General features: G+C 36.7%; 15 protein-coding genes and 1 rRNA gene. 8 read left to right on the top strand and 8 right to left on the bottom strand.

What is annotated here, in order from left to right:
- Positions 1-43 precede the first annotated feature (43 nt).
- The 6 genes from putP (at position 44) to C7437_RS13980 (ending at position 5783) form a co-directional block, all read left to right on the top strand.
- Positions 44-1528 (top strand): sodium/proline symporter PutP, encoded by a 1485-nt coding sequence (gene putP, locus C7437_RS14005; protein WP_111440444.1) that lies wholly within the window; start codon positions 44-46, stop codon positions 1526-1528.
- 179 nt (positions 1529-1707) lie between these two features.
- Positions 1708-2760, top strand: a complete 1053-nt coding sequence (gene desA, locus C7437_RS14000) for a Delta(5) desaturase DesA (protein WP_111440442.1) — start codon at positions 1708-1710, stop codon at positions 2758-2760.
- A gap of 212 nt (positions 2761-2972) precedes the next feature.
- Positions 2973-4103, top strand: a complete 1131-nt coding sequence (locus tag C7437_RS13995; RefSeq protein WP_111440440.1) for a sensor histidine kinase — start codon at positions 2973-2975, stop codon at positions 4101-4103.
- Positions 4104-4105: 2 nt separating this feature from the next.
- Positions 4106-4705, top strand: a complete 600-nt coding sequence (locus C7437_RS13990; protein ID WP_111440438.1) for a response regulator transcription factor — start codon at positions 4106-4108, stop codon at positions 4703-4705.
- 210 nt (positions 4706-4915) lie between these two features.
- Positions 4916-5524: a hypothetical protein gene (locus tag C7437_RS13985; protein ID WP_111440436.1), complete on the top strand. Its 609-nt coding sequence runs from the start codon at positions 4916-4918 to the stop codon at positions 5522-5524.
- 64 nt (positions 5525-5588) lie between these two features.
- Positions 5589-5783 (top strand): CsbD family protein, encoded by a 195-nt coding sequence (locus C7437_RS13980; RefSeq protein WP_425450571.1) that lies wholly within the window; start codon positions 5589-5591, stop codon positions 5781-5783.
- 35 nt (positions 5784-5818) lie between these two features.
- On the opposite strand, the gene C7437_RS13975 is transcribed toward C7437_RS13980, so the two are convergent.
- The 7 genes from C7437_RS13975 to C7437_RS13945 all read right to left on the bottom strand — a co-directional run bounded on the left by C7437_RS13975 (position 5819) and on the right by C7437_RS13945 (position 10402).
- Entirely contained in the window at positions 5819-6616 is a 798-nt protein-coding gene (locus C7437_RS13975) for a metallophosphoesterase (protein WP_111440433.1), read from the bottom strand.
- Positions 6617-6641: 25 nt separating this feature from the next.
- Positions 6642-7265 (bottom strand): NAD(P)-dependent oxidoreductase, encoded by a 624-nt coding sequence (locus C7437_RS13970; RefSeq protein WP_111440431.1) that lies wholly within the window; start codon positions 7263-7265, stop codon positions 6642-6644.
- 172 nt (positions 7266-7437) lie between these two features.
- Complete coding sequence (locus tag C7437_RS13965; RefSeq protein WP_211310034.1) at positions 7438-7716, bottom strand: hypothetical protein; 279 nt, start codon at positions 7714-7716, stop codon at positions 7438-7440.
- Positions 7717-7795: 79 nt separating this feature from the next.
- The gene (locus C7437_RS13960) at positions 7796-8500 is read right to left on the bottom strand and encodes a CBS domain-containing protein (protein ID WP_111440429.1); all 705 of its coding nucleotides are present in this window, start codon (positions 8498-8500) and stop codon (positions 7796-7798) included.
- A gap of 26 nt (positions 8501-8526) precedes the next feature.
- Positions 8527-9309 carry an ABC transporter permease gene (locus C7437_RS13955; protein WP_111440427.1) on the bottom strand — a complete coding sequence of 261 codons (783 nt, stop codon included), beginning with the start codon at positions 9307-9309 and terminating at the stop codon, positions 8527-8529.
- A complete protein-coding gene (locus tag C7437_RS13950; protein WP_111440425.1) occupies positions 9306-10208 on the bottom strand; it encodes an ABC transporter ATP-binding protein in 903 nt (300 codons plus the stop codon). The genes C7437_RS13955 and C7437_RS13950 overlap by 4 nt, the downstream gene beginning before the upstream one ends.
- Positions 10205-10402, bottom strand: coding sequence for a PLD nuclease N-terminal domain-containing protein (locus C7437_RS13945; protein ID WP_111440423.1), 198 nt, complete (start codon positions 10400-10402; stop codon positions 10205-10207). The genes C7437_RS13950 and C7437_RS13945 overlap by 4 nt, the downstream gene beginning before the upstream one ends.
- A 102-nt stretch (positions 10403-10504) precedes the next feature.
- Between C7437_RS13945 and C7437_RS13940 the strand changes: the two genes are divergently transcribed.
- On the top strand, positions 10505-11077 hold the full coding sequence (locus C7437_RS13940; protein ID WP_111440421.1) for a GNAT family N-acetyltransferase: 573 nt from the start codon (positions 10505-10507) through the stop codon (positions 11075-11077).
- Positions 11078-11090: 13 nt separating this feature from the next.
- On the top strand, positions 11091-11996 hold the full coding sequence (locus C7437_RS13935) for an EamA family transporter (protein ID WP_111440419.1): 906 nt from the start codon (positions 11091-11093) through the stop codon (positions 11994-11996).
- Between the two features lie 218 nt (positions 11997-12214).
- Here C7437_RS13935 and rrf read toward each other — a convergent pair.
- A 5S ribosomal RNA gene (gene rrf, locus C7437_RS13930) occupies positions 12215-12330 on the bottom strand.
- Positions 12331-12443 lie beyond the last annotated feature (113 nt).

The raw sequence follows: 12443 nt of genomic DNA, 5'->3' as shown, positions 1-12443 counted from the left end.
TGAATTTTTGACATGTTATGATGTTTATGAGAGGAGAATGGTTATGTCTTCAGAAGCTTATCAATTAACAGCCATCATAATTTATATGCTCGCTATGTTAGCTATCGGGTATTATTCTTACAAGAAAACAAATAATTTAACAGACTATATGCTCGGAGGACGTTCGCTTGGACCTGCTGTTACAGCCTTGAGTGCAGGAGCTGCCGATATGTCTGGTTGGTTATTAATGGGATTACCTGGAGCAATTTATTTCTCTGGTATGGGTCAAGCATGGATTGCAATCGGTCTTACAATTGGTGCGTATTTAAACTGGTTATTCGTGGCACCAAGACTTCGTGTTTATACTCAAGTGTCAAACGATTCTATTACAATTCCAAGTTATTTAGAAAGTCGTTTAAAGCAATCATCTCGTTTATTACGTATTGCATCCGGTCTAATTATTTTACTATTCTTCACGTTTTACGTATCTTCAGGAATGGTAGCAGGCGGGGTTTTCTTTGAAAGCTCATTTGGACTTGATTACCACACTGGACTTTTAGTTGTTTCCGCTGTCGTTGTAGCGTATACACTTTTCGGAGGTTTTTTAGCAGTTAGTTACACAGATTTCCTACAAGGTCTTCTAATGTTCCTTGCGTTAATATGTGTTCCTGTTTTTGGTGTATTTATGACAGGTGGAATTGGTGAAACGATTGATTCTATTAAATCGGTAAACCCAACACATCTTAGCCTATTCGCAGGTACTACTTTTGTAGGTGGAGTTTCTGCCGTTGCATGGGGGCTTGGATACTTTGGTCAGCCTCATATTATTGTTCGTTTTATGGCAATCAGTTCTGTAAAAGAAACGAAATCAGCGCGTCGAATCGGTATTGGTTGGATGATTTTAAGTTTACTTGGAGCAACTGCAACTGCTTTAGTGGGGGTTGCTTACTTTGCACAAAACCCAGATGTCACTTTAACAAGCCCAGAAGCGGTATTTATCGCTCTTGGACAAATTATTTTCCATCCTTTTATCGCGGGACTTGTGCTTGCAGCTGTTCTTGCAGCAGTTATGAGTACAATTTCTTCACAGCTAATCGTTACTTCTTCTGCTTTAATAGAAGATTTATACAAGGCGCTTATTAAAACAGATGCATCTGATCGTACATATGTAAATTATGGACGTGTCGCTGTACTCGTCGTTTCTATTATTGCAGCAGTTCTTGCATGGGGAGAAAACGAAACCATTTTAGAACTTGTATCATTCGCTTGGGCAGGTTTTGGAGCATCATTTGGTCCAGTTATTTTACTGTCTCTTTACTGGAGAAAAATTACTGCTACTGGTGCTCTTTGGGGTATGACTGTTGGAGCCGTTACTGTCGTAATTTGGGGATCAATAGAAGCTCTTAAAAGCTCTTTATACGAAATCGTACCTGGTTTCATACTTGCTCTAATTGTTACGGTTCTAGTTAGTTTAATGACTTACAAACCAAATGCTGAAATTGAAAAAGAATTCGATGAAACTTTACGTTTGTTAAAACGTGACCGATGAAATTACTTGAAAGCTGGCCGTTTATTCGGTCAGCTTTTTTATTTTCTAGAAAATACATAGAGAATATGCAAATCGACCTATATGACACTTGTCATACTTAGGAGTTGACGTTTATGCCTACTCCTAATACCAACATTTCTTTATAGTTGGGGTAACAATTCTTTTTAGGAGGAATATTAATGAGCAGAGAAAAAACATTAGCACTTCGTAAAAATGTAAAGCCATTTGAAAACTCAGAGTTGAAAAAGAGTATTTTTCAACTTATTAATACAGTACCACCATTCTTTATTGTTTGGTTCTTAGCCTACTTGAGTCTAGATATTTCCGTTTGGTTGACTGTCGCTTTATCAATTGTTGCAGCAGGACTTGTCATTCGTACTTTTATTATTTTCCATGATTGTACACACGGATCTTTCTTCAAGAATAAGAAAGCTAACAATATTGTTGGAACAATTACAGGGGTTATTTCGTTATTCGCTTATGAAAAGTGGAAACGTGAGCACAACATTCACCATGCAACAAGTGGAAATCTAGATAAACGTGGTGTCGGTGACATCTGGATGATGACTGTTGAAGAATATTTGGCAGCAACTCCAATGAGACGACTTACTTACCGTCTATACAGAAATCCAATCGTAATGTTTGGTTTTGGACCCGCTCTTTTATTCTTAGTGAGCAACCGTATTAATCGCAAAGGCGCTCCTGCGAAAGAACGTAACAATACGTATTTAATCAACATTTCAATTATTGTCATTTACTCGCTAATGATTTGGTTAATTGGATGGCAAGCATTTGCAATTATCCAAGGAACAATCCTTTTCGTAGCAGGTGCTTTGGGAATTTGGTTGTTTTATGTACAACATCAGTTCGAAGATTCGTACTTTGAAGATGAATCTGAATGGGATTATATTAAAGCTGCGATCGAAGGAAGCTCTTACTATAAACTACCAAAAGTATTACAATGGGTAACTGGTAATATCGGATTCCACCATGTGCATCATTTAAGCCCAAGAGTTCCTAACTATAACTTGGAAAGAGCACATGATTCTACTCCACCATTACAAAAAGCAACAACGATTGATGTACGTACTAGCTTACAATCGATTCATTTCCGTTTGTTCGATGAAGCCAATAAAAGCTTTGTGACATTTAAAGAAATTAAACATTTACTGAATAACGCTAATAATGGAGTAGACCTTCAAACAAAGAAAACAAGTTTTGAAGGAAAATGATCTCCCACAAAAACCATTCCAGCTTATACAGGAATGGTTTTTGCTTTATAATTAGAAAAGCGCAAGCGCCTATCACTGACCCGACAGGCAAATGGGGAATCGCGAGGAGGCAGTTCCTCAGCCACCACAGCGATTTCACATTTGACCCCGAGGGGCAAGGTGGCTTGCGCTAGACAATAAAGAAAAGCGCAAGCTAATGAGAGGTGAAGTAATTGCTTAAATGGTATCAGATATTTCCTAAGTATCCGTGGCTAAGTATATATGCATGGATTGTATTTTGTGTGTTCCCTTTCTTCTTTATCTTTAGATCTTCTAGCCCTCTTGAAATCATCATCGGCTTAGCCTTAATGCTTGTATTTTTTATTACGTATCGATTTTCATTTACATCTACCGGGGTTATTTTATATATTTGTGTTTTTATAGAAATAGCCATTAGTGTTAGTATGACTTATTTGTTTGGCTACATATATTTTTCTATTTTCTTAGCTTTCTTTATTGGAAATATTCAACACAAAGTTAGTTTCTTTGTGCTTTATAGTATTCATTTAGCAGCTACCATTGTCGCGGTCCTTATTGGATTCTTTACTCAAATGGAATTATTTATTTCTCACCTTCCTTTTTTAATTATCACCTTAATCGGGGTAATCTTATTGCCATTCAATACATATAACCATCATAAGCGAGTGCAATTAGAGGGACAATTAGAGGATGCCCAAAAACGAATATCAAAATTTATCATAATTGAAGAGCGCGAAAGAATTGCTCGAGATTTGCATGATACACTTGGACAAAAGCTCTCGTTAATAGGCTTAAAAAGTGATTTAGCTAGCAGACTCATTGAAAAGAATCCACAAGCAGCAAAAATTGAAATCAATGATATTAACCAAACAGCGAGGTCTGTGTTAAAAGAGGTTCGTGAGCTCGTGACAAATATGCGTGGAACAAAGCTAGAAGACGAGCTTTTTCGTGTGAAGCAAATTCTGAATGCAGCACAGATTACATGTAAATTAAACGGATCGCCGGAACTAGTAAATACTCCACTTCTTGTAGAGAATGTACTCAGTATGTCTTTAAAAGAAGCTGTAACAAATATTGTAAAGCATAGTCGTGCCACTTCTTGTTCTATTTCTATTAAGCAATCTACTAAAGAAACCCTTATCAAAGTACATGATAATGGAATTGGACTCAATCAAGAAACCGAATGGTCAAAAGGACACGGACTTCGTGGGATTAAAGAAAGACTTGAATTCGTCAACGGTAGCCTTGATATCCATTCAAAAAATGGGACAACACTTTATATACGAGTGCCAAATGTGATTAAACAACCACGTCAGGAGGAATAAACATGATACGAATTGTCATTGCAGAAGATCAACGAATGGTACTAGGAGCCCTTGGTTCACTTTTAGATTTAGAAGAGGATATGGAAGTTGTCGGAAAAGCAAATAACGGCGAAGAAGCTCTGAAACTCATCAGTGAATTACAGCCCAACATTTGTATTATGGATATTGAAATGCCCATAAAAAGTGGTTTAGATGCCGCAGAAGAATTAAAAGGAAGTGACTGTAAGGTCATCATTTTAACTACTTTTGCACGTTCAGGTTATTTTGAACGTGCTCGAAAAGCTGGAGTCAATGGGTATTTACTAAAAGATAGTCCTAGCGAAGAGTTAGCGAATTCGATTCGTATAATAATGGACGGCAGAAGAATTTATGCTCCTGAGCTTGTTGATATGGCTTTTGAAGAAGAGAATCCATTAACAGAACGTGAAAGCCAAGTGTTGGAGCTAATTGCAAATGGGAAAAACACAAAAGAAATCGCTAGTGAATTATATATTACAACAGGAACAGTCCGAAATTATATTTCAGTCATTTTAGATAAATTAGATGTAGGAAATCGGATTGAAGCAATCTCTCGTTTTAAAGAAAAAGGCTGGTTTAAATAAGCGATTAACTACTTAAGGTTTATACTTTAAGTAGTTTTTTATTTCCACTAAACTTTTGTCCTCTTATTAGGGTATATATAAACAAAAGGATTCCACGAGTTAAAAAAGAAATTCTTGAGCACACAATGGCTTTTTCCGATAAACTAAAAGAAAATATATGGAACCACCTAGATCAAGAGCTATTCCCCAAAAAATAGAAAGGAGAAAAAAATGAAAAAGCAAAGGAAAATCATTCCCATTATGATTGTCGCTGCTGCAGCTATTATGTTGCTGTTTACCACACAAACAGACACTGGAACGGCATTTATCAAACAATTGAAGGATATGTTCGTACCAAAAAAGGAAATAACTCAAAGTATTGAAGGAACGGAGGAAGAAACTGAGGTTGTTCTGCAAGAAGGAAAAGATGCGGAATACGTCATTTATATGGACGAAGAGAGATACAAGTTAGTAAAAGGCGAAAGCTCAGATATTATCACAACAAAAGAACCATTAGAAGATCGATATCCAGAAGTTTCTATGGAAATTAAACAATTCAAAGATGTATCTCCAGAAGACATGGTAGTAACTCTTGAAACAGAAATAGCTTCAACATATACAACAGTTACAGAAACAGAAAATGTAACGGAACCAGTTGAAGGCTATAAAATTCACGGTATTTCTGGATCCGAATGGGATAGCCCAGTTACAAATGTATATGTAATAGATAATAGACATGGTGGAAGCTTTGTTATTACCGAGAAGTATTTCTTAGAAGCTGCGGAAGGTCATGGTGCTCGGTTCTATGCCATCCTTCAAGAATTCAAAATTATTAATTAAGGAATTTAATGACTTCTCTAACAGGTTGGAATATACTCATTAAAAGAACTAAGGGGGAATGTACATGAGTGGGCTATCAGATAAAGTTAAAGGTACTGTAAGTAAAGTCAAAGGGGAAATTAAAGACCAGATTGGTAACGCAATAGACAACCCGAAATTACAGGCAAAAGGGAAACTCGATAAACTAAAAGGTCAAGCACAAAAAGGGATCGGAAATGCAAAAGACCGCTTTGAACATCGAAATGACCATAAAGAATAGAAAAAACCACTTTGTAGAACTCTACAAAGTGGTTTTTACTTCTCATTTTTCAACATCACAACAATAATTTCTGGTGTGTTAAAAATTCTAATAGGAATTATACTGTTCCCTAGACCTCTACTAACAATCATATTTGTGCCATTATCTTCATAAAGCCCTGATGTAAAGGTCGGAAATAAGCCTTGACCTGGCGCCACTAGTCCCCCTACTCCTGGTATCCGGAATTGTCCACCATGAGCATGGCCTGCAAACACCACATCTAATTTATTCTCTACATATGCTTGAAAAGTTTCTGGACGGTGCGATAGCACTAATGTAAAATCTTCTGTCTGTTCAAAACTACTCAAGGCATCTGCAACAGAAACTCCATTTAGTGGATCTTCTATTCCAATTACTCGAATCTTCTCGCCATCTTTTTCAATCGATTTTTCCTCATTGGACAATACTATAACCCCTAGATCAATAAGCGAGTTCTTAATATAATCAACATCATTTGTTGCAATTTCATGATTCCCCGTCACATAGTAAACAGGCGCTACCAATATTAGCTGCTCCACCATATCTAAACTATTTTGTAACTCATATCGATTACTGTCGATTAAATCTCCCGTTATAAAAATAACATCCGGTTTTGTATCTATAATCTTTTGTACTAATTTCATTTGTTTTTCTCCAAATGTAGCATCATGAAGATCAGAAATTTGAGCTATTTTTAACCCATCAAAAGTGGCTGGGAGTTTCTCAGATTCAATTATAACTTCTGTTGTCTTTATCCAAGTATTTCCGGTATATAGTATCACTGCTATTATGAATACTACTAATAATTTCTTCATTTATTTACTCCTATAGATAACTATCTCAAAGTGGACTCATAATGCCTACGCGGTAACCAATATGCTCATTCTCCAAGAGTTCATGTACTGTGAATAAAGCAGTGTCCCCTGTTGTCGTTTGTACCGCTCCTAATGGTAACGTATCACGTTCAATTATATACGCATTTGTTGCATTTCCAGTTGGTAAATAAGTGGGACATATAATTGTCCATTTTAGCGAAGACTCTTTTAATTTATTATAAACTCTATGATGTTCCATTGCCGCAACTGTAGATCTGCGTTTATTTTCAGATGACTGATAACGAAGTAGTTCAGGCTCTACTCTACTCGTTAAAATGCCGCCAGTTCCAATCGTAAGAATTCGATCTATGCCATTTTTCGACATGATAGAAATCATATGCGAAATTGACTCGGTTAAGACGGTCGTTTTATCAGTACCAAGTGCACTAATTACTACATCAGCTTCTCTTATGACTTTTTCTACATCACTAGCAACTCTTGCATCCCCTTGTAGGACGGTTAAATTCAGATGAGGTTGCAGATTATCTACGTTTCTTACAAGAGCAGTAACTTCTATACCTCGTTCAAGTAGTAAAGTAAGAATTCCATTGCCAACACGACCTGTTGCACCAAACAAAGCAATCTTCATAAAAACAACTCCCTTTTATTAAAGTATACCAAAGATTATTTCCTCTCACTTCTACAGTGTGCTGACTAGAACGTTAGATTGAAAAATTTCTATGCAATAAAAAACGTCCTAGTTTAATAAAACTAGGACACTTCTACATTGTCGAATAATGTTATTTCCCAGGAAATATTAATTAATAGCCACCGACAGTAAAAAATAGGGCAATCACGACTCCGTAAAACAGGACGGCAAGCCCAATACAAATTGCCATCCAAATAAGAGACGCACGTGCATAATTACGTCGTGGATCCGGACTTCCGAATCCCCAAATAAACAGCATGACGATGTTTACAATAGGTATAATCATAATTAGCATTGAGATCAGCCATTCACCTACTGATATTTCACTCACTGTTTTGCTGATAGCATTATTTTGAAGCCCCTCACGTTGCTCCGTTTCATATGATTCCATAAAAAGTCCCCTTTCCTAAGATACTTGGCATTTCCATCTTACTTGAAAATGCATAGGAAAAGTCCTGTTTTATAAAACTTTATTTTATCTTCATCATACTCATAGGCGTAACAATTCCTATCAATTTTTTATTTGGCTTGCCATCTTCTGTTATAAGAAGAGCTTCTAATCGTTTCCCTCTTGTTATCGCTTCTTTAAAAACTTCCAACGCTTCATAAATAGATGCATTTTGACCAATAAATTGATGATTTTCTCTACTATTTTCATGCGCAAGAATTTCTCCTAATGACGTCCTCTTTCTTGAAAAAGACTCGGAGTCTACTGTGCTTGCCATCCACATGGTAATTCCAACTGGTGTGATTAGTCCTTTAAACTCATTACCATCATATACGGGAAACTGGTTATACTTTTTATCCTTAATCACTTTCAGCGCATAACTTAAAAAATCTGTTTTTTGAAATGTTGTAACACTAGTTTGAAATATTTTTCCAACTGTAATTGGTTTTGTTAGAGCAACTTCCATTTCTTCCATTTTCAACACTACATCTTCATGTGGTTCTGCGATGGCAAACTCCGTTGAGGTGTGACCATGAACAATTGCATTCCGAAGACTGCCATATTCACGCAAATCAGCTTCGTATTTTCTAATAACCGCGTTCTTTTTTTTCGCATAATCTATTAATCGAAAAAATGCCATATGCTCCTGCGTTCCAATAGTGTCCTTCATCAATTGGTCTATTCTATTATAAGACGTAACAAATCGGTCTGAATTGCGAACAGTCATCTTATCTCACCTCGGATTAAGTATTATTATATCTTCGTCTTGGAAACATTTCTTTTAGCAAAATAAACTGCTCCCACAAGAAGTATGATTATTGCTAAAACAGTAACAATTACACTCCAAACAAACAAGGTCATATCAACACTACTGTTCAATATTTCCCCTGCATACATTGGTAACTTCCAAGGAGAAATTGTCCAATATGCTCCTAGTAAACCATCGATCAGCTGTACAAACAAAACGAGTAGTAGAGAAACGGCAGAAGCAATTCCCGTAGAAAATGCAGCACTTGAGAATAAAACAATACTAATCACAAACAATAACCACACGATGTACGTTCCAAGAAACCCCATAAATGCACCTGCATCTACTGTTCCAAAAAGGATATACGTGTAATACAAATTAGCTAACAATCCAAGTATCGCACTACCTATAACCAGTATGCACATGATGAATAATTTACTATACACGTAACTGATATATGAAATAGGTCGAACATATAAAAGCGTTGCTGTCCCGTTCTTACGCTCTCTTGCAATTATTCCTGCAAATCCTAGCGTCACTAAGAGCATTCCGATAAATTGATACTGGCTAATGGTCGACATAACTATTTGCTCTGGGGTAAATTCAGGTAGCTGGAAAACTGCTCCTTCAGGCATATTGCCCACTGCATTTAGTATTTGAGGTAAATAATAATTCGTTAAAGGCTCCGAAATACCAAATAACAAAAATACCAGAGGGATCCAAAGGATTTTAAAATTCCGTACATTTTCTCTCCATTCTTTTTGGAATAAAACCGAAAAATTATTCATCCTTTATTCACCACCTGTAAAAAGATTTCTTCCAAACTAGCCGTTGCTCGCTCTACTTTAGACAAACTTAAATTACTATCGGAAAGTACACGCAAAACTTCATTCATTAACGGTTTCGCCTCTTCTATATGAATAAAAGCAATCGAATTTTCCTGTCTTGCTGACCAAGGTGACAACTCAACAAACCTAGCTGCTTCTTCACTGGATGAGAAATACATTTTATATACAGGATTTGCATATTTTTCACGAACTTCTCGCATCGATCCTTGTTCCACTAACTTTCCTTTTCGTAAAAACAATAACTGATCCATCATTTCTTCTGCATCATTTAAAATATGAGTCGAATACAAGATAGTCGTTGATGCTTGTAACTCTTTTAGTAGATTAAGTATTTCACGTCTACCTATTGGGTCTAGTGCAGATACTGGCTCATCTAGCAGTAATAATGAAGGTTTATGCACAATAGCTTGTGCAAGGCCTAGTCGCTGTTTCATGCCCCCAGAAAATGTACCCGTCTTTTTCTTTTTAGCGTCGCCAAGTCCTAAAAATTCAAGTGTCTTTTCTGCCTCTAGTCGTGCAATTTTAACGTCTACTCCACTTAACTTCGCAGTCATTTCTGTATATTCGAGCGCCGTTAGCCACGAGTAAAACTTAGGATACTGCGGCAAAAAACCAATTCCTTTTCGAAAATCCTCTGTTATTTCTCCGTCAAATACAATGGATCCTTTGGTTTGTTTTAAAAGTCCTGCTAACACCGACAAAATGGTAGTTTTCCCTGCTCCATTTGGTCCTATTAATGCGGTAGAAGTATGCTTATTCAACGAAAATGTTACATCATCTACTGCTTTTTCTTTACCATATTCCTTTGTTAGCCCCTGCATGTGGAGTAATGTTTTCATTCATTTCGTCTCCCTACGATGAAGTATATAATCGGTCCAATCATATTCCCCAAAATAATGATGATAGCCCACAACCATTTAGGACCATTTGTATCCCGTACCCGGATTAAATCAATAATAGCCACTATTATTAAAATAAATTGTATAATTACTAATGGTAATATAAGCTTCCACGGTATTGACTCAAAACCCATTAAAATCCCCCCAATATTTTCTTTCTTTTATTCTACTATATATAGAACAAAAGGTTTCAAAGTTTTTATGTTATAATGTTTAATTGGGAAGGTGGATGAGCAATGAACATTACAATTAGAAAAGCAAGGAAAGAAGATGCACAAGCTGCTATTCCACTTATTATGGAAGCTATCGGGGATATCTCCATGCATATAACTGGAGAAACAAAGGAAGCTGAAATTACAATAGAATTTCAAAACTTGTTTACACGTACTGATAATCGACATTCTTATCTATATACGTATATTGCAGAAGTGGAAGGTAAGGTTTCTGGAGTTCTCGTATTTTACTCTGCTGAGCAGGTCATTGAACTTGATGCAAATTTGGAGAAATACCTATCCAATAAAAAAGGTACTCCTGTAAAGATAGATCCCGAGACATTACCTGATGAATGGTATATAGATACGGTAGTAGTCGATCCAACATATCGTGGAAAAGGTATCGGTACCGAGCTTTTAAATTATGCGGAGCAATTAGTGAAAAGCTTCGGTGGTGGAAAACTAGCTTTGAATGTAGAAACAGAAAAAAGTGCTGCAATAAGTCTGTATAATCGACTAAGTTTTGAAACTTTATGTCCTTGGACAATTATTGACGAGCCTTTTTATCATATGGTGAAAACAGTCCCCGCCAATTAAAGGAGTAGTATATATGAAATTATGGATTTACCCACTAATGGTTGTCTTTGCAGCAAGCTGTTACGGGACTTTATCAACAATGGTGAAACTTGCAATTGAAGAAGGTTACTCAGCCTCTGAAGCGGTTTCTAGTCAATATATTATAGGATTTATGTTAGCTTTGCTATTATATATTACTACACAGAGAAAGCTCCCCCGCTTGTATGGAGGATTCAAGATTATTTTATTGGCTGGTGTCTTTACCGGTGCCACAGGGATTGTATATGGACAGGCACTTATATATCTGCCCGCCTCTTTAGCAGTCGTTATGCTATTTCAATTTACATGGATTGGAACGCTAATCGATTGTATTTTAAGAAAACGATGGCCGACAAGAACAGAAGTTATTTCGCTAATTATATTATTTATAGGAACTATTTTAGCTGCTGGTGTGCTGGATGTCGATTTAAGTGGAATTGACTTGCGGGGCTGGATTTACGGATTTGCCGCTGCAGTATCTTTCTCTTTGAATATGAATATCAATACAAAGCAAGTCGAAGGAATGAATACGACGACTCGTCTATTATTTGTTTCCTTTATCGCTGCTATAATGATTACAATGTTTCAAAGCCCCGAAATTGTCTGGAATGGAAAGTTGTTCACAGAATCTCTTCTGTTCTATGGACTAGCTCTTGGTTTACTTGGCATTATTGTTCCAATTTACTTCTTTGTCATTGCTGTTCCAAAAGTAGGAGGTGCTCTGTCTTCTATATTAAGTGCGATGGAGCTACCAGTTGCCGTGATTGTTTCGGTACTCGTATTAAGCGAGGCGTTATCATGGTTACAAGTTCTTGGGATAATCGTTATTCTAATCGGTATGACAATACCTACACTTGCGGGTATTCGGAGTAAGAAAAAGCAACGACGAGCAATTCGATAATTCCCTATCGTAAAAAAACAGGAGTGCAAATTAAATCGCACTTCTGTTTTTTTCTACCTTGTATGTCACAAGAACAAAGATAGCAAAACTAATTAATAATATCGTTCCACCTACAATATATGCAATTAGTACAAATGTCTCGTGTATATTAAATGTTAATATTATTTTCTACATAAAAAAGGTTGTTACCGATTTCTCAGTAACAACCTTTTTTTAGTGCCTAGCGACGTCCTACTCTCACAGGGGGAAACCCCCAACTACCATCGGCGCTGAAGAGCTTAACTTCCGTGTTCGGTATGGGAACGGGTGTGGCCTCTTCGCCATCGTCACTAGACAATGAGTGCTTGTTCACTCAAAACTGGATAAAAGACATTGATTTTACGTATTCATTATTTGGTTAAGTCCTCGATCGATTAGTATTCGTCAGCTGCACGTGTCGCCACGCTT

The organism is Psychrobacillus insolitus (genome assembly GCF_003254155.1).
Taxonomy (GTDB): domain Bacteria; phylum Bacillota; class Bacilli; order Bacillales_A; family Planococcaceae; genus Psychrobacillus; species Psychrobacillus insolitus.
The sequence above is the reverse complement of the archived record's forward strand: the minus strand, read 5'-3'. Positions and strand labels throughout refer to the sequence as shown.

Bases quoted from the DNA above. Each gene is read 5' to 3' on its own strand.
- C7437_RS13950 (WP_111440425.1), bottom strand. From the start codon at position 10,208: ATGAAAACATTACTCCACATGCAGGGGCTAACAAAGGAATATGGTAAA.
- C7437_RS13990 (WP_111440438.1), top strand. From the start codon at position 4,106: ATGATACGAATTGTCATTGCAGAAGATCAACGAATGGTACTAGGAGCC.
- C7437_RS13945 (WP_111440423.1), bottom strand. From the start codon at position 10,402: ATGGGTTTTGAGTCAATACCGTGGAAGCTTATATTACCATTAGTAATT.
- desA (WP_111440442.1), top strand. From the start codon at position 1,708: ATGAGCAGAGAAAAAACATTAGCACTTCGTAAAAATGTAAAGCCATTT.
- C7437_RS13965 (WP_211310034.1), bottom strand. From the start codon at position 7,716: ATGGAATCATATGAAACGGAGCAACGTGAGGGGCTTCAAAATAATGCT.
- C7437_RS13955 (WP_111440427.1), bottom strand. From the start codon at position 9,309: ATGAATAATTTTTCGGTTTTATTCCAAAAAGAATGGAGAGAAAATGTA.
- C7437_RS13935 (WP_111440419.1), top strand. From the start codon at position 11,091: ATGAAATTATGGATTTACCCACTAATGGTTGTCTTTGCAGCAAGCTGT.
- C7437_RS13985 (WP_111440436.1), top strand. From the start codon at position 4,916: ATGAAAAAGCAAAGGAAAATCATTCCCATTATGATTGTCGCTGCTGCA.
- putP (WP_111440444.1), top strand. From the start codon at position 44: ATGTCTTCAGAAGCTTATCAATTAACAGCCATCATAATTTATATGCTC.
- C7437_RS13940 (WP_111440421.1), top strand. From the start codon at position 10,505: ATGAACATTACAATTAGAAAAGCAAGGAAAGAAGATGCACAAGCTGCT.
- C7437_RS13975 (WP_111440433.1), bottom strand. From the start codon at position 6,616: ATGAAGAAATTATTAGTAGTATTCATAATAGCAGTGATACTATATACC.
- C7437_RS13970 (WP_111440431.1), bottom strand. From the start codon at position 7,265: ATGAAGATTGCTTTGTTTGGTGCAACAGGTCGTGTTGGCAATGGAATT.
- C7437_RS13960 (WP_111440429.1), bottom strand. From the start codon at position 8,500: ATGACTGTTCGCAATTCAGACCGATTTGTTACGTCTTATAATAGAATA.
- C7437_RS13980 (WP_425450571.1), top strand. From the start codon at position 5,589: ATGAGTGGGCTATCAGATAAAGTTAAAGGTACTGTAAGTAAAGTCAAA.